This window comes from Klebsiella sp. Ech2A (assembly GCF_030078455.1).
GTDB classification, from domain to species: Bacteria; Pseudomonadota; Gammaproteobacteria; order Enterobacterales; family Enterobacteriaceae; genus Klebsiella; species Klebsiella terrigena.
The window spans coordinates 1-21,217 of the sequence record NZ_JAQGFU010000076.1; the positions used below are offsets into that span (position 1 = coordinate 1).

The 21,217-nt window shown below is 57.5% G+C and carries 27 protein-coding genes; 16 read left to right on the forward strand and 11 right to left on the reverse strand.

Going from position 1 to position 21,217, the window contains the following annotated elements; genetic code table 11:
• The 4 genes from PFH44_RS14805 to PFH44_RS14820 form a co-directional block, all read left to right on the forward strand.
• On the forward strand, positions 1-742 hold a 742-nt coding region (locus tag PFH44_RS14805), incomplete at its 5' end, for a M20/M25/M40 family metallo-hydrolase (protein ID WP_283825357.1).
• A gap of 133 nt (positions 743-875) precedes the next feature.
• A complete protein-coding gene (locus PFH44_RS14810; RefSeq protein ID WP_045855459.1) occupies positions 876-1,247 on the forward strand; it encodes a VOC family protein in 372 nt (123 codons plus the stop codon).
• A gap of 180 nt (positions 1,248-1,427) precedes the next feature.
• Positions 1,428-1,721 (forward strand): YciI family protein, encoded by a 294-nt coding sequence (locus PFH44_RS14815; protein WP_283825358.1) that lies wholly within the window; start codon positions 1,428-1,430, stop codon positions 1,719-1,721.
• A 116-nt stretch (positions 1,722-1,837) separates the two neighbouring features.
• Positions 1,838-2,227 carry a GFA family protein gene (locus tag PFH44_RS14820; RefSeq protein ID WP_283825359.1) on the forward strand — a complete coding sequence of 130 codons (390 nt, stop codon included), beginning with the start codon at positions 1,838-1,840 and terminating at the stop codon, positions 2,225-2,227.
• A 32-nt stretch (positions 2,228-2,259) separates the two neighbouring features.
• Here the strand turns inward: PFH44_RS14820 and argC are convergent, their stop codons facing one another.
• Positions 2,260-3,183 carry an N-acetyl-gamma-glutamyl-phosphate reductase gene (gene argC, locus PFH44_RS14825; protein ID WP_283825360.1) on the reverse strand — a complete coding sequence of 308 codons (924 nt, stop codon included), beginning with the start codon at positions 3,181-3,183 and terminating at the stop codon, positions 2,260-2,262.
• Between the two features lie 112 nt (positions 3,184-3,295).
• On the opposite strand from argC, the gene PFH44_RS14830 reads away from it, so the two are divergent.
• The gene (locus PFH44_RS14830; RefSeq protein ID WP_283825361.1) at positions 3,296-4,183 is read left to right on the forward strand and encodes a LysR family transcriptional regulator; all 888 of its coding nucleotides are present in this window, start codon (positions 3,296-3,298) and stop codon (positions 4,181-4,183) included.
• 108 nt (positions 4,184-4,291) lie between these two features.
• Here PFH44_RS14830 and PFH44_RS14835 read toward each other — a convergent pair whose 3' ends face one another.
• Positions 4,292-5,440: a glycosyltransferase family 9 protein gene (locus PFH44_RS14835; protein WP_283825362.1), complete on the reverse strand. Its 1,149-nt coding sequence runs from the start codon at positions 5,438-5,440 to the stop codon at positions 4,292-4,294.
• A 263-nt stretch (positions 5,441-5,703) separates the two neighbouring features.
• On the opposite strand from PFH44_RS14835, the gene PFH44_RS14840 reads away from it, so the two are divergent.
• Both PFH44_RS14840 and PFH44_RS14845 read left to right on the forward strand, forming a co-directional pair.
• On the forward strand, positions 5,704-6,204 hold the full coding sequence (locus tag PFH44_RS14840) for a YbaK/prolyl-tRNA synthetase associated domain-containing protein (protein ID WP_283825363.1): 501 nt from the start codon (positions 5,704-5,706) through the stop codon (positions 6,202-6,204).
• Positions 6,205-6,330: 126 nt separating this feature from the next.
• Positions 6,331-6,777 (forward strand): DUF441 domain-containing protein, encoded by a 447-nt coding sequence (locus tag PFH44_RS14845; protein ID WP_045854946.1) that lies wholly within the window; start codon positions 6,331-6,333, stop codon positions 6,775-6,777.
• Here the strand turns inward: PFH44_RS14845 and PFH44_RS14850 are convergent.
• Entirely contained in the window at positions 6,761-7,555 is a 795-nt protein-coding gene (locus tag PFH44_RS14850; RefSeq protein ID WP_283825376.1) for an AraC family transcriptional regulator, read from the reverse strand. The two genes, PFH44_RS14845 and PFH44_RS14850, sit on opposite strands and share 17 nt — an antisense overlap.
• Positions 7,556-7,652: 97 nt before the next feature.
• Between PFH44_RS14850 and PFH44_RS14855 the strand changes: the two genes are divergently transcribed.
• Positions 7,653-8,837 carry a CynX/NimT family MFS transporter gene (locus tag PFH44_RS14855; protein ID WP_283825366.1) on the forward strand — a complete coding sequence of 395 codons (1,185 nt, stop codon included), beginning with the start codon at positions 7,653-7,655 and terminating at the stop codon, positions 8,835-8,837.
• A gap of 65 nt (positions 8,838-8,902) precedes the next feature.
• Here the strand turns inward: PFH44_RS14855 and PFH44_RS14860 are convergent, their stop codons facing one another.
• The gene (locus tag PFH44_RS14860) at positions 8,903-9,595 is read right to left on the reverse strand and encodes a CTP synthase C-terminal region-related (seleno)protein (protein WP_123707536.1); all 693 of its coding nucleotides are present in this window, start codon (positions 9,593-9,595) and stop codon (positions 8,903-8,905) included.
• A 334-nt stretch (positions 9,596-9,929) separates the two neighbouring features.
• Here PFH44_RS14860 and PFH44_RS14865 point away from each other — a divergent pair, with 334 nt between their 5' ends.
• The gene (locus PFH44_RS14865; protein WP_045854942.1) at positions 9,930-10,370 is read left to right on the forward strand and encodes a helix-turn-helix domain-containing protein; all 441 of its coding nucleotides are present in this window, start codon (positions 9,930-9,932) and stop codon (positions 10,368-10,370) included.
• 95 nt (positions 10,371-10,465) lie between these two features.
• Here the strand turns inward: PFH44_RS14865 and PFH44_RS14870 are convergent, their stop codons facing one another.
• Entirely contained in the window at positions 10,466-11,833 is a 1,368-nt protein-coding gene (locus PFH44_RS14870; RefSeq protein ID WP_283825367.1) for an L-serine ammonia-lyase, read from the reverse strand.
• A 63-nt stretch (positions 11,834-11,896) separates the two neighbouring features.
• A complete protein-coding gene (locus PFH44_RS14875; protein ID WP_045854940.1) occupies positions 11,897-13,180 on the reverse strand; it encodes an HAAAP family serine/threonine permease in 1,284 nt (427 codons plus the stop codon).
• A gap of 686 nt (positions 13,181-13,866) precedes the next feature.
• Between PFH44_RS14875 and PFH44_RS14880 the strand changes: the two genes are divergently transcribed.
• Both PFH44_RS14880 and PFH44_RS14885 read left to right on the forward strand, forming a co-directional pair.
• Complete coding sequence (locus PFH44_RS14880; RefSeq protein ID WP_283825377.1) at positions 13,867-14,343, forward strand: 2-thiouracil desulfurase family protein; 477 nt, start codon at positions 13,867-13,869, stop codon at positions 14,341-14,343.
• Positions 14,330-14,695: a DUF488 domain-containing protein gene (locus PFH44_RS14885; RefSeq protein ID WP_283825368.1), complete on the forward strand. Its 366-nt coding sequence runs from the start codon at positions 14,330-14,332 to the stop codon at positions 14,693-14,695. Before PFH44_RS14880 ends, PFH44_RS14885 begins: the two co-directional genes overlap by 14 nt.
• On the opposite strand, the gene PFH44_RS14890 is transcribed toward PFH44_RS14885, so the two are convergent.
• Positions 14,685-14,936, reverse strand: coding sequence for a putative hemolysin (locus tag PFH44_RS14890; RefSeq protein WP_045854938.1), 252 nt, complete (start codon positions 14,934-14,936; stop codon positions 14,685-14,687). The two genes, PFH44_RS14885 and PFH44_RS14890, sit on opposite strands and share 11 nt — an antisense overlap.
• A gap of 298 nt (positions 14,937-15,234) precedes the next feature.
• On the opposite strand from PFH44_RS14890, the gene PFH44_RS14895 reads away from it, so the two are divergent.
• The 3 genes from PFH44_RS14895 (at position 15,235) to PFH44_RS14905 (ending at position 16,735) form a co-directional block, all read left to right on the forward strand.
• On the forward strand, positions 15,235-16,248 hold the full coding sequence (locus PFH44_RS14895; protein ID WP_283825369.1) for a GGDEF domain-containing protein: 1,014 nt from the start codon (positions 15,235-15,237) through the stop codon (positions 16,246-16,248).
• 57 nt (positions 16,249-16,305) lie between these two features.
• Entirely contained in the window at positions 16,306-16,410 is a 105-nt protein-coding gene (locus PFH44_RS14900) for a YoaK family small membrane protein (protein WP_041145046.1), read from the forward strand.
• Between the two features lie 202 nt (positions 16,411-16,612).
• Complete coding sequence (locus PFH44_RS14905; protein WP_115193110.1) at positions 16,613-16,735, forward strand: hypothetical protein; 123 nt, start codon at positions 16,613-16,615, stop codon at positions 16,733-16,735.
• A 42-nt stretch (positions 16,736-16,777) separates the two neighbouring features.
• Here the strand turns inward: PFH44_RS14905 and PFH44_RS14910 are convergent, their stop codons facing one another.
• The 4 genes from PFH44_RS14910 to PFH44_RS14925 all read right to left on the reverse strand — a co-directional run bounded on the left by PFH44_RS14910 (position 16,778) and on the right by PFH44_RS14925 (position 20,169).
• Positions 16,778-17,041 carry a DUF2534 family protein gene (locus PFH44_RS14910; RefSeq protein ID WP_045854911.1) on the reverse strand — a complete coding sequence of 88 codons (264 nt, stop codon included), beginning with the start codon at positions 17,039-17,041 and terminating at the stop codon, positions 16,778-16,780.
• 127 nt (positions 17,042-17,168) lie between these two features.
• Positions 17,169-17,807 (reverse strand): leucine efflux protein LeuE, encoded by a 639-nt coding sequence (leuE, locus tag PFH44_RS14915; protein ID WP_283825370.1) that lies wholly within the window; start codon positions 17,805-17,807, stop codon positions 17,169-17,171.
• A gap of 91 nt (positions 17,808-17,898) precedes the next feature.
• Positions 17,899-18,813: a kdo(2)-lipid IV(A) palmitoleoyltransferase gene (lpxP, locus tag PFH44_RS14920; protein ID WP_283825371.1), complete on the reverse strand. Its 915-nt coding sequence runs from the start codon at positions 18,811-18,813 to the stop codon at positions 17,899-17,901.
• 573 nt (positions 18,814-19,386) lie between these two features.
• Positions 19,387-20,169, reverse strand: coding sequence for a class I SAM-dependent methyltransferase (locus PFH44_RS14925; RefSeq protein WP_283825372.1), 783 nt, complete (start codon positions 20,167-20,169; stop codon positions 19,387-19,389).
• A 270-nt stretch (positions 20,170-20,439) separates the two neighbouring features.
• Between PFH44_RS14925 and fecI the strand changes: the two genes are divergently transcribed.
• Positions 20,440-20,961 carry a ferric citrate uptake sigma factor FecI gene (fecI, locus tag PFH44_RS14930; RefSeq protein WP_283825373.1) on the forward strand — a complete coding sequence of 174 codons (522 nt, stop codon included), beginning with the start codon at positions 20,440-20,442 and terminating at the stop codon, positions 20,959-20,961.
• Positions 20,958-21,217 (forward strand): DUF4880 domain-containing protein (locus PFH44_RS14935; RefSeq protein WP_283825374.1); only part of this gene is annotated, 260 nt, incomplete at its 3' end. The genes fecI and PFH44_RS14935, both read left to right, overlap by 4 nt.

Below are 21,217 nucleotides of genomic sequence, written 5' to 3' on the forward strand. Positions count from 1 at the left end.
CGGGCGCGGCGCGGTGCTGCTGATCACCGGCGGGGAAGAAACCGGCTGCGACGGCGCGCGGGCGCTGATCGCCTCCGGCACGCTGCCGGAGATTGGCGCGCTGATCGTCGGTGAACCCACCGCCAACTACCCGGTTATCGGGCACAAAGGCGCGCTGTGGCTGCGTGCGGAAACCCGGGGCAAAACCGCCCACGGCGCGATGCCGGAGCTGGGGATTAACGCCATCTATCTGGCGGCGGATGCGCTGGGTAAGATCCGCCATTTTTCGCCCGGCGCGCCGCATCCGCTGATGAAGCAGCCCACGCTCAACGTCGGACGCATTGAGGGCGGGCTCAATATTAACTCCGTGCCGGACCGCGCGTGCTTTGATGTCGATATCCGCAGCGCCCCCAATTTACAGCACGCCGTCATTCGACAGCGGCTGAGCGCGCTGCTTGGCGAGAGCGTGACGCTCACTACCCTGGTCGATCTGCCCGCGGTGCTGAGCGAAGCGCGGCACGCGTGGATAGCCCAGGTTTATCAGCGCTGCCAGCCGCTGCACGATATGCCGCTGACGCCGCGGGTGGTGCCCTACTTTACCGACGCCTCCCTGCTGCTGCCCGCGCTGGGTAATCCGCCGTGCATTATTCTCGGCCCCGGCGAGCCGTCGATGGCCCACCAGACCGACGAGTACTGCCTGCTCAGCCGGCTGGAGGAGGCCAAGCGGCTGTACGGGGAGCTTATCGGCGACTGGATGGCCTAGCGCTGCAAAAGTTTCAATGTCACCCCGGGGAAAAATATTATATCTTCATCAATCATCTGGCACCGCCCAGCCGCCTGGCGACGGCACCGCCCGCCGCTAAGCCATTTATTGATTAACAATCTCGAGGTTGATCGTGCAGGATCTTGTCAGATTTGGTCGTATCGCGGCCGTGCTACCGGTTAAAAACATCGCCATCGCCAAAGAGTTCTATATCAACGGGCTGAACTTCAGCGCTGTTTTTGAAAACGGAGATCCGGTGGGTTTTATGATCATAAAGCGTGAAGAGGCTGAACTCCATTTAACCCTCCAGCCGCAGCACAAAGCACCCTCCTGGCCTGGTGCGCACCTGCTGGTGGATGATGCCAACGCCTTATACGCCCGCTGTCAGGAAATTGGTGCGAGGATAATTAAAAGCCTGGAGGATAAAGATTATGGTATTCGGGCATTTGTGTTCGCCGATCCGGATGGAAATCGTATCGACGTTGGGCAGATACTGCAGAAGTAATTAAGGCCGGCTTTACGACCAAACCCCATACGTCTTTATACGCAACATATTTCTTCCCGCACGGCGTCGCTTTCGGCCTCCCGCGCGAGACGCTAGTATGCCGGGCGTTTATTTTGCCGCTTTAGCCCGGCGTCCTTCGGTGGTTACATTTTAAGGCTTTCTTTTGATAAGGATTTTAAAATGAGCATCATTTACGTCGTTGTTTTAACTTATATAAAACCGCTCGAAGAGGTTGATTCCCACATACCTGCTCACGTTGAGTGGCTTAAACAGGGCTACTCGGATGGGGTGTTTTTGGCGTCAGGCAGGAGAATTCCCCGTAATGGCGGCGTCATCCTTGCAAAAGCTGACAGCATCGAAACGCTGAAAGCACGTCTCAGCCAGGATCCATTCCAAAAATTTAAAATAGCTAACGCGGATATTATTCCCTTCGATAGCAGTATGAGAGCTCCGCTGCTCGAAAATATTTTCTGACTTTACGTCGGAACCGCACGCCGGGCGGCTAAAACGGCGCGAGCGGCCGCCGGTTTGCCGCTTAGGCCAGGAATGATATCGTTGCCCTTTGGGGCATTCATGAGGAGTTGATGGGTATGGATATTAAGCTGTCCGGGGGATGTTTGTGCGGTTTTATCAGATTCGTTGCGGTCAATCCTTCCTCCCGTCATACCTGCTCCTGCGATATATGTCAGAAGCATTCCGGCTGCCAGACTGCAGTATGGCTTGAGTTCCGTGCGGCTGACGTTGCATGGACCGGCGAAGGGGGCAGGCCTTCGGTATACCGTTCGTCTGCGGCTTCATCGAGGGCGTTCTGCGGCCAGTGTGGCGCCTCCATCGGCGCCATAGATGATGCCCCGGTTATTGCTTTGCTTAGCGGTGTTTTTGACAATAATCATCATGATTTTTTCTCACCCGAAACCCACTCATTTGAAGATATGAAGCCTGAATGGTGGCGAAAAATCATGCCTGATTCATCCGTATAAATGCGCCTGAAACCCCCGCTCTCACGCCGGGGTTAGCCGGCGCCGATCATCAGGTCGAGGTTTTGCACCGCGGCGCCCGACGCCCCTTTGCCGAGATTATCGAAGACTGCCGTCAGCAGGATTTGCCCGCTCTCAGGATTGGAAAATACGCCCAGCGCCATCTCGTTGCTGCCGTTCAGCTGCTGGGGATCGAGACGCTCAATCTCGCCGACGACTTCAGGCGCCAGCACCTTGACCAAATCGCTATGGCGATAATGCTGCTCCAGGCAGGCATGTACTGCTGCCGCATCGGCACGTTCAGGCAGCAGGCGCTGCTGTAGCGGCACGCTGAGGATAATCCCCTGGCGGTAGGCGCCGTAAGCCGGCATGAAAAACGGCGGCGTAGAGAGCCCGGCGTAGCGCGCGATCTCCGGAACATGCTTGTGCCTGAGGCCTAAGCCATACGCCTGAAAAGCAGGGCCGGAGCCCGCCTCCCCGCCTTCGTACAGCTCGATCGCCGCCTTTCCGCCGCCCGAATAGCCGGACACGGCGTGAATGGAAACGGGGTAATCAGCGGGCAGCAGCCCGGCGTTAACCAGCGGGAGCAGCAGGCCAATCGCGCCGGTTGGGTAGCAGCCTGGGTTGGTGACGCGCTTCGACGCCCTGATGCGTGCGGGCTGGTCGGCGCTCATCTCCGGGAAACCGTACGTCCACCCGGAGACGGTGCGATGGGCCGAGCTGGCATCAATTACGCGCACCTGCGGATTCTCCAGCATCGCCACCGACTCACGCGCCGCCTCATCGGGCAGGCACAGAATGGCGATATCGCAGCCGTTCAGCATCTCCGCCCGAAGCCGCCGCTCTTTGCGCTGTGACGGAGGCAGAGTCATGAGCTTAATATCCGTACGGTGGCGCAGGCGGTCGTGGATTTGCAAACCCGTTGTGCCCTGCTCGCCATCAATAAATACGTGCGTCATCGTCATTTCCTTAAACCGGGTAGAACGTCAGTGCATAAATGTTGTGCCAGGTTTAAGTATTGGTAAAGTTGAATTATCCTAACGTCAAATTCAGTTTTTCTGAGGTACGCCAGTGCGGGAGATCAATCTCGATCAGCTGCGCACGCTGATCACCATTGCCGATACCGGCTCCTTCAACGAAGCCGCCCGGCAGCTGCACCTGGCGCCGCCGACCGTCAGCCTGCATATCTCCGAGCTCGAAGGCCGCGTGGGGGCGAAGCTGCTCTCCCGCACCCGGGGCAAAGTCAGGCCGACGGCAATTGGCGAGAACATGGTCGCCCACGCCCGCCGGCTCCTTGCCGACGTCGCCTATGCGCTTGACGACATATCCCGCCAGGCTCAGGGGCTCACCGGCCAGGTGCGGCTAGGAGCCTCCACCGGCGCCATTGCTTACCTTCTGCCCCGGGCCCTTGAAAAGCTGGCGCAGTCCCATCCGCATATTGACGTGCACATCACCATCCTGACGTCGCAGCAGACCCTTGAGCAGCTGAAATCCGGTTCGCTCGATATCGGTATCGTGGCGCTTCCGCAGCCCCGGAGCCGCGGCCTGAAGATTGACGCCTGGCGGCGGGACCCCGTCCTCGCCTTTCTGCCCGCGGAGTGGGAGGCCCCGGAGGTGGTGACCCCGCAATGGCTGATGGCAAAACCTCTGGTACTAAACGGCTCCGGCACCCACCTGTCGCAGCTGACCAGCGGCTGGTTTGCCGACACCGGCCATAGCCCCACGCCGCGGATCACGCTGGACTACAACGATGCCATTAAAAGCCTGGTGGGTGCCGGATATGGCGCCACGCTGCTGCCGCATGAATCGGGCACCCGGCGATCCGTCGATAGCCGCATCGCCATTCGCCCCTTAAAGCCGGCGCTGTGGAGAGAGCTGGGATTAGCCTGGCGGGAGAGTGAAAACGAGCTTTCGACGCAGCACCTGCTTTCAGTCCTGCGGGATCTGCGCCAGGCGTAAATTCCCTGTCAACGGCCGCCCGTCATCGCGGGAGCGCGCTGCGTATCGGCGGGCTTCGGCCCCGGCGCCGTCTTTAGCGCAGGGCCGAAATCCAAATCGGTGCTGGGCCTAGCGGCTCTTCAGCACCTGGGGATCGATCTGCGCGACGATAAGGTCGGCAAGATCGTGCTGCTGGTGCACCTTGCCGCATTTAACGATGATCTGCCGCGCGTTGTCGTACCCCGGCGCCCACAGCCGGTTGTTCAACGGCACGTCTTTGTAAACCGCAACCAGCGGTTTTTTCCACGCCGCCGCCATGTGGACGATCGACGTATCCGGCGAGATAACCAGGTCGGCTTCGGCAATCAGCGCCATCGCGTGGTGCAGGGTTTTAAACGGATTCACGCTCACCTTTTCCGCAAGCGGAATGCGAATTTCGTTGCGATGATCGAGCAGAATAACGTTGACCCGAGGATACTCCGCCTGCAGCCTGGCGATCAGCGCCGATAGCTGCTCCTGCGACAGGCTGCGGTCCTGATGGCCGGCAAAAATGTTCACCACCGCTTTCGGTCCCTCAATAGCGGCCAGATGCTGGCGAACCTGCTGGTGGACATCCTGCGGAATATGCAGGTCGTAGGTCCCGAGATGTTTCTTATCCAGCTGCATATGCTCGGCAATCAGCTCAAAGGTTTTGCTGACATGCCAGTTTTCACAATCAAATTTAAACGAGGTGGTGTAATGGTTAATTGATGGCCATTTATTAAAGCCGAGCACCGCTTTTGCTTTTATTTGTCGGAGAAGCAGCATTCGGTGTACGGGCATATCAAACAAAGAGGGGTCAATAACGATATCGTACTTATTATTTGCCAGCTCATTAATAACGGGCCGAGGAACGTTGTGGGTAAATTTCCGCAGAAAAGCGGCGGAGTCGACGTTATCAGCCTCATAGATATGGCGGATCCGCGGGTTATGGCGCATCACCTGGCTATTCGATTTAGTCAGCAGGAAATCCACGGTATAGCCCGATTCATGCAGGCATTTCACCAGCGCGGAATCAACGACCACGTCCCCGACGGCGCCTTCGTTGCGCATCAGCAGCACGGTTTTCGCCGACCCGAAGTCGGCCTCACGGCGGGTATGCTGGTCCCAGAACGCTTTTGCAATATAAACGCGCATCACGTTGCGGACTTTCTTAATAAAGTAATTACGGCGCCTGTTCAGTTCCCTTATTTTTTTGAACTTCCGGGGGGATACCTGCACCGCTGCGTTTTCCATCATCATAACCTCGTTACCACTATCAACAGCACCTCGTTAGTCCCATTAAGGACTAAAGAAAATGAGAAAAGTTCGCTTGATTAATAAATTCCTTTCGCTTTAAGCAGCGCAAGGATAGTAATACGTTTCACTATTCCAGCATATCGTTACGCAGATAAAATGAGTGAAATATGGATTTAATGTGGAAGAATGCGGCGCCAGCCGACGGTTTTCATTCGCCGCGGGGAGGATTAGACTGGCCTTTTTATCCCCGGAGAGAACCGCGCATGAACGCACCTGAAAAACCGAACACCCACCAACTGCTGCTGGCGCTGCTCGACGAGCGCCAGGCCCGCTACCGGCTGGTAGAGCATGAGGCGGTGGGGAAATGCGAGGCCGTTTCTGAAATTCGCGGCACCGCGCTCGGACAAGGGGCCAAAGCGCTGGTTTGCAAAGTGAAAGGCCACGGCGTCAATCAGCACGTGCTGGCGATCCTCGCCGCCGACCAGCAGGCCGACCTCGCGCGCCTGGCGCAGCACGTTGGCGGCAGCAAAGCCTCGCTGGCCAGCCCCGCCGAAGTCGATGCGCTGACCGCCTGCGTTTTTGGCGCCATTCCCCCTTTCAGCTTCCATCCGGCGCTGCGCCTGGTGGCCGACCCGCTGCTGTTCGAGAATTTTAGCGAAATCGCCTTCAACGCCGGGCGGCTGGACCGCTCAATTATCCTCGATACGGCAGACTATCTGCGCATCGCCCGTCCCGAGCTGGTTGCCTTTCGCCGGGAAGCCTGAGGGGTCTCCATCTCTGCCGCGCAGGGCCGTCAGCACAAAGCGCGCCGGCGTGACAAATAAGCCTGTTTATTCACGCTATTATGCGTAAAGTAGACGGGCTTATTATTTTGGCAAGGATCTCCTGACATGTTCGATACCACCCTGTTCGTGCTTCTGGGGCTGGCCGCGCTCGGCTTTATCAGCCACAACACCACCGTGGCAATCTCTATCCTGGTTTTGATTATCGTGCGCGTCACGCCGCTCAACGTCTTTTTCCCGTGGATTGAAAAACAGGGGCTGACGATCGGTATTATCATTTTGACCATCGGCGTGATGGCGCCCATCGCCAGCGGCACCCTGCCGCCCTCGACGCTGCTGCACTCGTTCGTGAACTGGAAGTCGCTGCTGGCTATCGCCGTCGGGGTGTTTGTCTCCTGGCTCGGCGGGCGCGGCGTTTCGCTGATGGGCTCGCAGCCGCAGCTGGTCGCCGGACTGCTGGTGGGCACCGTCCTCGGCGTCGCGCTGTTCCGCGGGGTCCCCGTCGGCCCGCTGATCGCCGCGGGGATCATCTCGCTGTTTATCGGAAAGTCGTAGTCAGGCTGGCAAGATAGCGTCCGGGAGACTGGCCGAGGCCCTTTTTGAACATGGTGATAAAGGCGGTCGTCGAGTCATATCCCAGGCCGTGCGCGGTCTGCTGCACCGTTTGCCCGCGGATCAGCATCTGCAGCGCGAGGATCAGCTGTAGCTGATGGCGCCAGCGGCGAAAGCTGAGGCCGGTTTCGCGAACCACCAGCCGCGCCAGGTTACGCTCGCTCATCGCGAACTCCGCCGCCCACTGTCCCAGAGTCTGCCACTGTGCCGGCGCCACCGCCATCAGTTCCGCCATCTGGCGGATCTTCGGGTGCGCGGAAACCGGCAGCTGCAGATGCTCCTCCGGCTGCTGCGGCAGCTCGTCAAACAGCACCTGCACCAGCCGTCGGGTGGCGGGAGCGTCGCTCTCCGTCGCGCTGCGCCCGGCAAGGCTCAGAATCAGCTCGCGCACCAGCGGGGAGATCTTCAGCGTGCAGCAGCGCTGCGGCATCGGGGCCGCTCCCGGCTCGATAAATAAAAAGCAGATCCGCGCCCCCGGCGTCGCGCGGTTGCTGTGGGGCTGCTGGCCCGGAACCCACACCGCGTACTGCGGCGGCACCATCCACATCCCGTTTTCCACCTCACAGGTGAGCGCGCCGTGCAGCGCGAGGATCAGCTGCCCCTTGCGGTGCTGGTGGCGCGGAATAAGCTGCTCGTCCTCCACCACCTGAATATGAAACGCAAGGGCCGCTTCGTGCCCGCTGTCCGGGTCATAGCCGTCAAGACCTAATCCAATCATCAGATTGTCCGATATTAGCGATAATCTGTCATTTTAGCTTGATTTAAACATTCGGCAAACGCGCTATTGTAGCCTTCCTGTTTACTCGTTTGAGATAGCCATGAGTTCTGTTCTTCCTTCTGCCGGCCGCCGTAATCTGCTGCTGATTGCCGGTATTTTATTGATTGCCACCACGCTGCGCGTGACCTTTACCGGCGCCGCCCCGCTGCTCGACGCCATTCGCGCGGAGTACGGGCTGACCACCGCCCAGACCGGGCTGTTAACCACCCTGCCGCTGCTGGCCTTTGGCCTGGTTTCGCCGCTGGCAGCAGGCGTTGCCCGCCGCTTTGGTATCGAGCGCAGCCTGCTGATCGCGCTGGGGCTAATTTGCCTCGGCATCGGCCTGCGCTCGCTGCCTTCCGCGGCCATGCTGTTTGGCGGAACGGCCGTCATAGGCTGCGGGATTGCGCTAGGCAACGTGCTGCTGCCGGGCTTAATTAAGCGCGATTTTTCGCAGCACGTGGCTAAAATGACCGGCGCCTATTCGCTCACCATGGGTGCCGCCGCGGCGCTGGGTTCCGCCATGGTGGTCCCGCTGGCGCTGGCCGGCTTTGGCTGGCGCGGGGCGCTGTTGATGCTGATGGTCTTCCCGCTGCTGGCGCTGTTCATCTGGCTGCCGCAGTCGCGCAGAGAGGCCGCCGCCCCGCTGACCGCGTCAGGCGCCCTGCACAACCGTGGGATCTGGCGCTCGGCGCTGGCCTGGCAGGTGACGCTGTTCCTCGGCATTAACTCGCTGGTGTATTACGTGATAGTCGGCTGGCTGCCGGCCATTTTGCAAAGCCTCGGCTATAGCGAAGCCCAGGCCGGCTCCCTGCACGGTCTGCTTCAGCTGGCCACCGCCGCGCCGGGCCTCGCGATCCCGCTGATCCTGCACCGCCTGAAGGACCAGCGCGGCATCGCGGTGCTGGTGGCGCTGATGTGCGCCGTCAGCTCGGCCGGGCTGTGGCTGGCGCCGGGGCAGGCGGTTCTCTGGGCGCTGCTCTTTGGTTTCGGGTCCGGGGCGACTATGATTCTGGGGCTGACCTTTATCGGCCTGCGCGCCAGCTCGGCGCACCAGGCGGCGGCTCTTTCCGGCATGGCGCAGGCCGTTGGCTATCTGCTGGCCGCCTGCGGGCCGCCGGTGATGGGGAAAATCCATGATGCCAACGGCGACTGGCATATTCCGCTCATCGCCGTGGCGCTGACCGCCGTGGTGATGGCCATCTTCGGCGCCCTTGCCGGCCGCGCTCGGGAGATTAACGGCTAAAGCGCTCTTTTGCCCTCAGCCATACGGCCCCGGCGTTCCGGGGGCGTGGCGGGGGCCAGAGCGCGCTATTGGCTGGCAGCGCGTAAAAAGGCGTGCACCAGCGGCGACGGACTTCCGGCCAGCGCGTTGCGCTCGTGCTGGAACAGGGTCGCGACAAAGAACGGATGCGTTACCAGCTCCACCGCCCGAATATCCCCCTCTTCGTCCCAGCCGGTCACCCGCAGGTCGCCCTGCTCCAGCTCGCGGGCAAACTCCTCGGCAATACCGTAGCTGCAGTGATAGCCCTCTTCGATGCTGTCGCGGCCGTAGGCGCGGGCAATCAGCGTATTCGCGCGCAGCTCAATCGCCGCCGTTTTCTCCACCAGCGAGCAGCTCAGCGGCGCAATCACCATTCGCCCTTCGCTATCCGTTTCCGCATGCGCCGCATCCTGCCAGCCCAGGACGTTGCGCGCATACTCAACGATCGCGTGCTGAAAGCCGCCGCAGGTGCCGAGGAACGGAATGCCGTTTTCGCGCGCATAGCGGATCGCGATAAACGCGCCGGCGGCATTTTTATAGGGGCTGGCGGGAACCACCCAGATGGCGTCGTAGTCGGCGAGCGCTTCGGCATCGTGGATATCGCTGGTGGCCAGCCAGTCATAGCGCAGAGGCAGCTCCAGCACGGCAGCGGCATCGTCGATGGCCAGGGGAATCGCTTTGTGAGCGACAACGTCAGGGTTGTAGTCGCCAACCAGGGCAATACGCAGGGGAGTGTTCATAGCAGGGTCCTTATGTCGGAACGATTTTCGGGCAACACAAGGAGCCTCAGATTAGCGATCTCCCTCGCGGAACACAATCCTTATTTTCCGCCCGACCGGCGACCCGCATTTGGCGTGAGGGGCGCTGCACGCGCTGAAAATGAATTAAAAGTCCTCTGCGCTTTTTGACTATCTTATTCAATTCCCGCTATTTATTTACCCGGCTCTTTTTGTAGCTATTTTGTTAAATAAAAAACAGTGTTATTACTCTCGCAAAAAAGAAATTATTCACTTTATTTATAAATTAGCCTGTTAAATAATCCGTAATGATTTATTAAGCAGTAGAGGCAGCAAGATGCGTTTCAGTACGATGTCCGATAGCGAAATTATCTCAGAACTGTGCCGCAGAATTAAAGAAACGCGTATGCAGCTCGGGCTCTCCCAAATTGAACTCGCCGAACGTGCGCAGGTCGGCGCAGCAACCATCAAACGCGTAGAATTAGGTGAATCTGTTACCCTGAGCACGCTAATCGGAATATTACGCGGTCTCGATCGTTTGCATCAGCTGGAGTCCGTTTTATTCGATTCGCACATTCGTACTTTTAATGCGCAAATCAACGCCACCGCCCCTCCCCGCATCCGTATTCGCAAAAAAGCGCAGCCGCCAAAAGAGCAGTGCGCCGCAGCCGAAAAGGCCAGCGACGCGAACGCCACCATTAACGAATGGTACACCTCATCGGCGTCTCACAGCGTTGTCTGGTCTTTTCCGCCGGCGGAAGCAGAGAAGAAAAGCTAGCCTGGCGGGGGAAATCGCCCGCCGGCTGAGGCAGCCGCGCGGGCAAAAAATGGCCGAAAAAAAACCGCCTGCGGCGCAGGCGGCGTGAGCAAACGTCAGGATTCGCAGACCGCGACTTTAATCGCCAGCCCGCCGCGGGCGGTTTCGCGATACTTGGCGTTCATGTCTTTACCCGTCTCAAACATGGTATCGATGACCTTATCCAGAGAAACCTTCGGATCGCTGGTGCGGTGCATCGCCATGCTGGCGGAGTTGATCGCCTTCACCGCCGCAATCGCGTTGCGCTCGATACACGGCACCTGAACCTGACCGGCAACCGGATCGCAGGTCAGCCCAAGGTTGTGCTCCATGCCGATTTCAGCGGCAATGCAAACCTTCTCCGGACTGGCGCCCAGCAGCTCCGCCAGCCCGGCGGAAGCCATGGAACACGCCACGCCAACCTCTCCCTGGCAGCCAACTTCCGCGCCGGAAATGGAGGCGTTCATTTTGTACAATATGCCTACCGCGCCGGCGGTCAGGAAGTAGCGCATATAGATTTCCGGCGTCACCGTTTTGATAAAGCGGTCGTAATAGGCCAGCACCGCCGGCACGATGCCGCAGGCGCCGTTGGTGGGCGCAGTCACCACCCTCCCGCCGGAGGCGTTCTCTTCCCCGACCGCCATCGCGAACATATTGACCCAGTCCATCGCGCTGAGCGGCGTAATCGACTGACTCTGGGGAGCCAGCACGCGGTGCAGCGCGGAGGCGCGACGCGGCACCTTTAACGGCCCCGGCAGCAGGCCTTCGGTGCTCATGCCGCGGTTAATGGCGTTTCTCATGGTCTCCCAGATTTTCGCCATCGTTTGCTCGACGCTTTCTCTGCCGTGGCGGGCAACCTCATTTTTCATCATCACCGCGGAAATCGACAGGCTGTTATCGTGGCAGTGCGCCAGCAGGTTGCGGGCGGAGTAGAACGGAAACGGGATATCGACCTCCGCGTCCTGGCTCTTGCCGAACGCCTCCTCGGTGACGACAAAGCCGCCGCCGATGGAGTAGTAGGTCTGGAAATGGACGATTTTTCCGTCGCAGAGCGCGGTGATGCTCATACCGTTCTCATGCAGCGGCAAAAACTCATTATGAAAACGCATGCACTCCGCCACCGGGAACTCAATTTCCCGCTGGCCCTCTTCAATACGCAGACGCTGCAGGGTATTAACGTCACGAATAATCGTGGGAATGGCGTCGATATCGACGGTATCCGGCAAATAGCCCGAGAGTCCAAGAATAATCGCAATATCGGTATGGTGGCCCTTACCGGTTAACGAAAGGGAGCCGTAGACGTCCACCACCAGGCGAGTCACTTTATGCAGCAGGCCCTTTTCCTGCAGGGTATCAACAAACTGTTTTCCCGCTTTCATCGGCCCGACGGTGTGTGAGCTGGAGGGCCCGATACTGATTTTAAAAATATCGAAAACGCTAATCATGTGGCACCCATAGGGTTACAAAGCAAAACGAATGCGCCTCCCGTCACGGGAGGCGCCGGAAGCTTAGCTGAACAGAGAGTAGAAGATAGCGGAGATGGCAATCAGCCCAATCACCACCACAAACGCGTTGCTGATGTGGCCGCTGTATTTACGCATGGCCGGTACTTTATTGATGGCGTACATCGGCATCAGGAACAGGATCATGGCGATAACCGGGCCGCCGAGGGTTTCGATCATCCCCAGAATGCTTGGGTTCAGGGTCGCCACCAGCCAGGTGGTCACCAGCATGAACAGCGCGGTGATTTTATTCAGTTTGGTAATTTCAATGGTTTTACCTTTACCGCGCAGGGACTTGATAACCATACCGTTAAAGCCTTCACGCGCGCCGAGGTAGTGGCCGAGGAAGGATTTGGTAATCGCGATCATGGCGATAATCGGCGCCATCCAGGCAATCAGCGGCGCGTTAAAGTGGTTTGCCAGATAGGAGAGGATGGAGATGTTCTGCGCCTTCGCTTCCGCGAGGTTTGCCGGAGAGAGGCTCAGGACGCAGCTGAACACGAAGAACATCACCGTCAGCACCATCATGATGTGCGCATAGCTGAGGATGCGGGCGCATTTACGCTCGGCATCCTGACCATACTCTTCCCGTTTCGCCACCGCGAAAGAGGAGATAATCGGCGAGTGGTTGAAGGAAAACACCATCACCGGAATAGCCAGCCACAGCGTCATCCACAGGCCGTTGCCGGTGGCGGCAGCGCTGCTGAACGACAGGGTATCCAGTACCGCACCGTTCCACTGAGGAATCAAATAGAGCGCCAGGATCATCAGCGCCGCGACAAACGGGAACACCAGCACACTCATGGCCTTAACAATCATTTTTTCGCCAAAACGTACAATGCCCATCATGCCCACAATTAAAATCAGCGATAAAATTGCGCGCGGCGGAGAAACCAGGCCGAGCTGGTGGGTAATAAAGCTGTCGACGGTATTGGTGATCGCGACGCTATAAACCAGCAGGATCGGGTAAATCGCAAAGAAGTACAGCAGGGTAATCAGCTTGCCGGCACCGACGCCAAAATGCTCCTCCACCACTTCGGTAATATCTTCGCCAGGATTTTTACCTGAGAGCACGAAACGGGTTAAACCGCGGTGGGCGAAAAAGGTCATCGGAAAGGCGAGAATGGCCATGATGATCAGCGGAATCAGGCCGCCACCCCCGGCGTTAATCGGCAGAAAAAGCACCCCGGCGCCAATCGCCGTCCCGTACAGCCCCAGCATCCAGACGGTGTCACTTTTTCTCCAGCCGCTGCTTTCGCGAGCAACGAGGGTATTTTGAACGCTTTCCATAATATGGCCTCAATAATATAGAGTGGAGTCAGATTTAACTGACTCTGTTTCAGGTAATAAATTGCCGTGTTTGTTTTGCTATTTTATTAAATTAAGCCAAACTGATGTATATACGGCGATCACATAACCTGATTTATCGCGGGGACTTTTAAAGTATCAAAAATAGCACCTGAGATTTAATATATTTTTAAGGTATCATTTTTAATACGTTATTATAAATAAGAGAATTTAAGAAGGCGTAAAATAATATATTACAAGAGCGCTATAGCGGAGAAAAGTCCCGTTTTTAAAATAAAAAAAACCCGCAGAGATACGGGCTGATTCAAAGCGTAAAATCCATTTGTAGCAATAACAACTCAATGTGTCCTGAGCTATTCTATGCCTCGCACAAAAAAATAACACTCCTGATTCCAGGGGGATTCCCCCGCTTTGACCACAGGCCGGCCCGCCGACGGCGACGCCCTGACGACGCTTTGGCAGTCGGTGTGGCAGATGATAATATCGGTATCGCCACGCGCTGCCGTCAGCCTTCCGCACCTGCTGCGGGATCCCTGCGGCATTACGGTGAATTTTTTATACCGGAGAGACCGATGCAAAAACCACTTCCCATTACGGCCGATGACGGGACGACCCGTTTGCTTTCGCCCCGCCCCGGCGGCGGTAAGCTACTGGTGAGCGCCTGCCTGATGGGGTTCCAGGTACGCTATAACGGCAGCGACAAGGCGCAGCTGGCCGAGACTCTGGCGCGCTGGCAGCGCGAAAACCGGCTGGTTATCCACTGCCCCGAGCTGGCCGCCGGGCTACCGGTGCCGAGACTGCCGGCGGAAATTGTCGACTCTCAGGGCGCGGAGGTGATGCAAAATCGCGGGCGCATCGTTGAAAGCGACGGCCACGACGTCACCGCGCACTATCAGCTGGCCGCCTGGCTGGCGCTGAAGGCCGCCCGGGAGGAGGGCTGCCAGGCGGCGCTGCTCACCGACGGCAGCCCTACCTGCGGCAGCCAGTTTATCTACGACGGCTCCTTTAGCGGGCAGCGCAAGCCCGGCTCCGGCGTGGCGGCAGCGCTGCTGCGCGAACAGGGTATTATGGTTTTTTCCGACGGGCAGATCCCGCAGCTGCTTGCCTGGATGCAACGGATGGAGAATAGCGATGATTCAATGTAAACGCGTCTACGATCCGGCCGACGCCGGCGACGGCTATCGCGTGCTGGTCGACAGGCTTTGGCCTAGGGGGATTAAAAAAGAGGCGCTGCGCTACGATGAGTGGTGCAAAACCCTGACCCCGTCCTCGGAGCTGCGCAAGGCCCTGCACGGCGAAGCTATCGACTTCGCCAGCTTCCGCGAGCAGTATTGCCGGGAGCTGGAGAGCCATCGTGACGAGGGGCTACGTCTGGCCACGCTGGCTCACCGGCAGCCGCTAACGCTGATCTACGCCGCGAAGGATACCCGGCAAAACCACGCGCTGGTGCTGGCCGAGTGGCTGGAAAACCTGCCGGTCGGCGAGATTACGCCTTAGCAGGGTGATCCCGGCGCCACAGCTCCCATTCATCGAGGGTTTCACCGCCGGGCAGCCTGCAGTCGCTACGCACGCCCTGCGGCGTCTGTATCGGTATCAGCTTACCGCCCTTCTCGCCGCAGTAGACCGAGGCCGGGTTCGCCATGCCGATTGACTTCGGCGGCGGCGGTGCGTCCGGGGGCGTTGTCGGCTTCGCGCATCCGGCCAGTGCCAGCGGCAGTAGTATTGTCATCCACTTCATTTTGACTCCTTATATCGTTCAGCGCCGCGATGAGGGCCCTGATTCTTCACGATTTCTCCATTTTAACTACACTTTTGCGCCGTAGAGTAGCCCTTGTTCTCGAATTGACCAGAGAACAGATCATTCCATAATCAATGAGTTTTTCCCCGTCGCCCCCGACGGGGCTTTTTTCCCGCTGCGACCGCAGGTATTCCCGCCGCTAATGTGTTAAATTTGTTGTATCTATGTTTACTTTTCGCTGTTAGCCGTTTCAGCCTTTTACCGGCGATAGCGCTCGGCGATCGGGAGCCGTACATTCATGTCAGATTTTATTCTTGCTCGCGTCTCGCAAACGCTCGCCAACGAACATTCGCTGGAGCTGTTGGTGCGACAACTGCTTGAGATGCTGGAACTTGTGACCCGAATGGAGTCGACCTATCTGACCCGAATTGATCTTAGCGCCCAGCGCCAGCTGGTTATGTATGCGCATAACAGCAGCGAAATGACGATCCCGGAGGGCTTTTCCGTCCCGTGGAACGAGTCGCTGTGCAAGCGCGCTATCGATGATAACTGCCTGTTCAGCAACGAGGTCGCCAGCCGCTGGCGTTCGTGCATTGCCGCCCGGGAGCTCGGCATCACCACCTTTTTCAGCATCCCCGTCCGCCTGACCGACGGCTCGCTGTACGGCACGCTCTGTGCGACCAGCCGCCAGAAACAGCCCTACAACCTGGAAGGCGAGCAGGTGATGGGCCTGTTCGCCAACCTCATCTCGCACTACGTTGAGAAAGAGACGCTGGTTGAGCAGCTTCGCGCCGCCAACTCGGCGCTGGAGATGCACTCCTGTACCGACGAATTAACCGGCTTACCCAACCGTCGCGCGCTGTTCAAGCACCTCTCGACGATATTCCCGCGCGCGCGCGAACTGCAGCGCAATATTTTGCTGATCTTCATCGATCTCGACGACTTTAAGGCGATCAACGATCGGTTCGGCCACCCGTGCGGCGATAGCTTCCTTGTCCAGGTCGGCGAGCGTTTAAACGCCCGCGTGCGCCAGGGGGATCTGGTGGGTCGCCTCGGCGGCGACGAGTTCTTGATTATCGGTGCGGAGCTCGAAGCCGAAGAGCAGCAGGCGTTTATTGCCGCTCTGCGCAAGGAGCTCGGCGGAATTTACTTCCTGGCCGAGCACCGGATTAGCTACCCTGGCGCCAGCTTTGGGGTGATCGACGTGGATCCGCAAACGATGGATATGGAGAGCGCGCTGCGGGCCGCTGACGATGCGATGTATCGGGATAAAAAGTCGCGCCGCAAAGAGACCTTCCTGAATATTGACTAACCCGGCGGGATTTCCAGTATGATAGCGGACATCACTTGCAGACTCAGGGACAACACAATGAAATTGGGTATTCTTTTCCCGGTAGTAATTTTTATTATCGCCGTCATTTTTCTTGGCTGGTTTTTTGTTGGCGGATACGCGGCGCCGGGCGGAGCTTCGTGAAAAAAAGCACCATTTTGATGATTGTTATCGCCGTTATCGCGCTGGCCGGCGTGCAGTTTGGCTGGTGGTAACCGCCCTTTTCCATAGCGCTTAAATTGCAGAGTTGTCTTATCCACTCAATAACTTAACGCGATACACTCACTTCACCAGCCGAACCCGTCGCCAGTCGCGGGCGGACGGCGGACTAACGGAGAAGTGAGAAATGAAAAAACCGATCGTGTTGTCGTTGATGCTCGCGCTATGCACGCTGTTATCGGGATGCATTGTTGATGATGGCTATCATCACAGACACCACCACCATCATTACGACGGCAGAGGCTGGTGAAAAAAGGCGGATCGAGGCGAACCTGGGTTCGCCTTGTTTCATTTAGTCCTGGCGGTCAGAACCTAAGAAGACGAAGCCCAGCGGAATGGAAAAAAGCAGCGTAAATACGATGCTGTAGACCGTCACCATCGCCCCTTGCAGGAAGAACATCGAGGTTGTCCATTCGGAGTACGGCATATTGTACTCGCTCACCACGCCGCCAAACGTCGCGCGTCCAACCACGGCAAGCGCGATGGCAAACACCACCGCTATCGACAAGAAAAATTTCTTACTGTTTTTATTGCTGACGAGTTTATGCAGAATCATCCGGGTTCCCTTTTATCTGACCGATAATCGGCTGTATATGTAACACCAATGCAATTAAAATTGAAGGGCTTTTGTTACAATCCAGAGATTATCGCTGCGGGCCGGCGCAACGCCACCGGCCGGATGACTACGACTGCAGCGTCGCCAGGCGCGCGGCAAATCCGACAAAGACCAGGCCTATCAGGCTGTTGCCAATTTTGGCGAGCTTCTTCTTCGTTTTAACGTAGCGCGTCACGAAAGAGCCGGAAACAATTAAGAAGCTCATGTACATAAAGCTAATCACTTCCAGGGTCAGCGCCAGAATAAAGAAGGCCAAGCCCGGCGTCTTTGCGCTGACATCGATAAACTGGACGAAGAAGGAGACGTAAAACAGGATAGCCTTAGGGTTGGTGAGGCTGAGGGTCAGCGAACGCTTGAGGATCGCACTCGCCGGCTCGGCGCCGGTATCACTCTGCCCTTCCCGCTGCGTCAGCACCGCGTAGAGCATTTTGCCACCCAGCCACAGCAGGTAGATAGCCCCGAGATAGCGCACGATATTGAACAGTACCGGCGTCGTCTTGATCAGCGTCGCGACGCCGGCAAAGGCCAGCAGCATCAGCACCGCGTCGCCGATAAACACGCCAGCCGCCGCCAGATAGCCCTTCCTGATGCCGTGCGCGATGCCGGTTTTGAGGACAAAAAAGGTATTAGGGCCGGGCACCAGGATGATAAAAATAGCCCCGACCAGGTAGGTCAAATAGTTCAAAACACCAAACTCAGCGAACACACTGCACTCCTTCGCGTTCAACAAAAAATATGATCGCGCTCACGTTAACGCAACTAACGTGATTTTGAAAGAGCTTACTCTGCCTGTTGGCTTAGTACAAAGAGGCTTCACCCAGCGGACGCGTTTTGAAGCGTCGGTGAACCCACAGATATTGTTCAGGCGCGCGCAGGATCTCTCTTTCGATAACCCTGTTGATGTAGGTGGCCGCTTCCTGCTTATCTTCAACAGGATAATCGTCCAGCGTGTCGCCGATATACAAGGTGTAGCCTTTGCCGTTCGCTTTACGCACCATGCTGATGGTGAGCATTTTGGCACCCGAAAGGCGCGAAAGAACGTAGGTGCCGTTGGTCGTTGCGGCCTGGGGCACGGAGAAGAACGGGGCAAAGACGCTGCCCTTGGGGCCGTAATCCTGATCGGGAGCAAACCACACCGCCTCACCGGATTTCAGGGCGTGCACCAGGCCGGACAAGTTGCGGCGGTCGATCATCGCTTTGTTCGAACGCAGGCGTCCGCGGGTCTGCACCCACTCCATCAGCGGGCTGTTGTGCGGACGGTAGGTTGCCATCATCGGCCGGCAGAGGCCCATCGTGCGGCCGCCGAGCTCAAGAGAAATAAAGTGCACGCCGACCGCCATGACGCCTTTACGCGCGCTCATCGCCTTTTCGAGATTGTCGAGACCTTCGACATCAAACCATTTCCTGACGCGCTCGTCGCTCCAGAACCACGCCATGCCGGTTTCAATTAACCCCATTCCCAGCGACATAAAGTTCTGCTCGATCAGCTTTTCTCTCGCTTCAGTGGACATGTCGGGGAAACAGAGCTCAAGGTTTCTTCTGGCAATCTGCTCCCGACGCTTAAGGAAGCGTCGCGACAGCTTACCGGCGCGGGTGCCGATGCGGTGAAGGAGCGGATAGGGTAATTGCACGAGCGACCAAAGAATGGCCAGGCCAAACCAGGTTCCCCAATTGCGGGGATGCAAAAGACTCTTATCAAAAGCGGAGGGCATCATTTTTCCTGTAAACATCCTAAATGAGGTAACGCTTAAGGAAAAAACGATTCCCTTCATCAGTCGTTAGGCGGTACATATAGCAAGTCCGACAATAGTAATCTGCCTAAATTCACTCGGGCAAGTAAAAACGAACGCTGAGGGTAAAAAAACATAATGCCAGCACACTTGTTACAAAATGTAAATTAAAAATCAATAATTAATTAAGAATATTCATCTGGAAAATCATTTTAATGCTATTCATTTATACAAGCGCCAAACTTGCGCCTGCTGAAACACCCTTTTCCGCCGCCGTTCCCGGCATCGTCGTCGATCGGTAAAAGCCCGGCGATGCGGCGCTGCCCGCACCTTCAGCCTCCCCCAGACGCTGCTTAATAATGATGCGCAACGAGGCGGTGCGGAATCAACCGCGGCATCGCCGGTGGCAGCGGGAAGAATAAGTCCCCGCGCTCCTATTCGGCCAAAAATTTACCGCCGGCGGTGAAGCGTAAAATAAGACCCGGCTTATTTTATCTTCCTGACAAATAATGACAGAGATATAGGATTGCTTTTATTTCGAACGTTTATCACGCATTATTTTTGTACAGTACGGCCTTTAGCCGAACAGCAGGCAATAAAATTAAGCTGCCGCCGCTGACGCCGGAAAAAACGCATCATCGCCAGAAAACGCGGACGATTCTCCCGCTTAAGCAGGCCATTACAGATGATCCTCAGGGCCTGGCGGAAACCTTCGTCTTTTATCAACCCCCGCGCCGACATCAGCGACATCGGTCCCGCGTGGCAGCGCACGGAGTCAAACCCCGCCTCTTCGAAGAGAGACTGCCAGCTCGCCTGGCTCATCGGGCTGACGTGAGATTTGACCACTCCCTGCAGCGCCATCCGTTCGCCCTCCCCCAGCGCCTGCCGGGTGTACATAATATCGTGGGTCAGCAGGCGGCCGCCGGGCTTGAGCACGCGATAATATTCCGCCACCAGCTTTGCTTTGGCTTTATCGGCATACATGGTCAGCATCGCCTCATTAATCACCGCGTCAAAGGTGGCGTCGGGAAACGGCAGGCTCGTAGCGTTAGCCTCCATCACCAGAACCTTATTATCCACGCCCTCAAGAACGGTATTTTGCCGGGCCTTCGCCAGCGCGTCTTTATCCATATCGATGGCGTACACCCGACAGCCAAATCGTTTCGCCAGCTCTATTGAGGTGGTCCCCATATTACAGGCCACCTCCAGCACCGTACTGTCCGAGGACAAATCGGCCTGGCGGAACAGCCACTCCGTCGCCTCGACGCCACCGGGCCGCAGCCGGGTTTTCCCCAGGCTGGCTAAAAATGTGTGTCCGGCCTTTTCACTCGCATTCATCTGCAGCACCTCACGACTTATAAGATGCATTATAAATACATCATTATCTTTGGCGAGGGAATATTGATAATGACTTTTATTTGCATTTGACCATTGAGAAGCCACCGCCGCGCGCCAGGCCAGGCGGAGATAAAATCAATTGTAATGGGTAACAATTACTTAAGGTGACAACCCGGCCTGGAGGCGCACTTAGCGCTGCGTTTTAATTGTAATGAGAAACATTCTCATATTAACATATGCGCCATCGTTCCATTTTTCCTGAATCCGGCCATGTCCTCACTCACCGCCACCGCCGCACCGCTGACGCTTGCTTCGCTGTATCACGCCCATCACGGCTGGCTGAAAAACTGGCTGACCGGCAGACTGCAATCCTCTTTCGACGCCGATGACATCGCCCAGGACACCTTTATGCGGGTGATGGGCGGCGAACCCTTAACGACCATCCGCGATCCGAAATCCTTTCTGTGCACCATCGCGAAGCGGGTAATGATCGATCTGTTTCGCCGCAATGCGCTGGAGCGCGCCTGGCTGGAGATGATGGCCCAGATTCCTGAGGCGCTGGCGCCCTCCGCCGAGCTGCAGCAAATTCAGCTGGAGACGCTGCAGCAGGTGGACGCGATGCTGGATGGCCTGAGCCAGAAGGCTCGGGAGGCGTTTTTACTCTCGCAGCTGGAAGGCCTGACCTACGCCGAAATCGCCGTACGCCTGACGGTCTCCGTCAGCTCGGTGAAAAAATATGTTGCCAAAGCGACCGAACACTGCCTGATTTTTCGCCTGGAGAACGGTCTGTGACCCCGAAGCTAACCGACTCCCGTCGCCAGGCCCTGCGCTCGGCCTCCCACTGGTATGCCCTGCTCAGCGACGGCCGCCCCAGTCCGCAGCAGGAAGCCCGCTGGCAGCAGTGGTACGAGCAGGACCACGATCACCGGTGGGCCTGGCAGCAGGTCGAAAACCTGCGTCAGCAGATGGGCCACCTTCCGGGCGCGCTCGCCAGCCGGGCGCTCAACGACGGTCGGGCCGCCCGCCGTCAGGGGCTGAAAGGATTGAT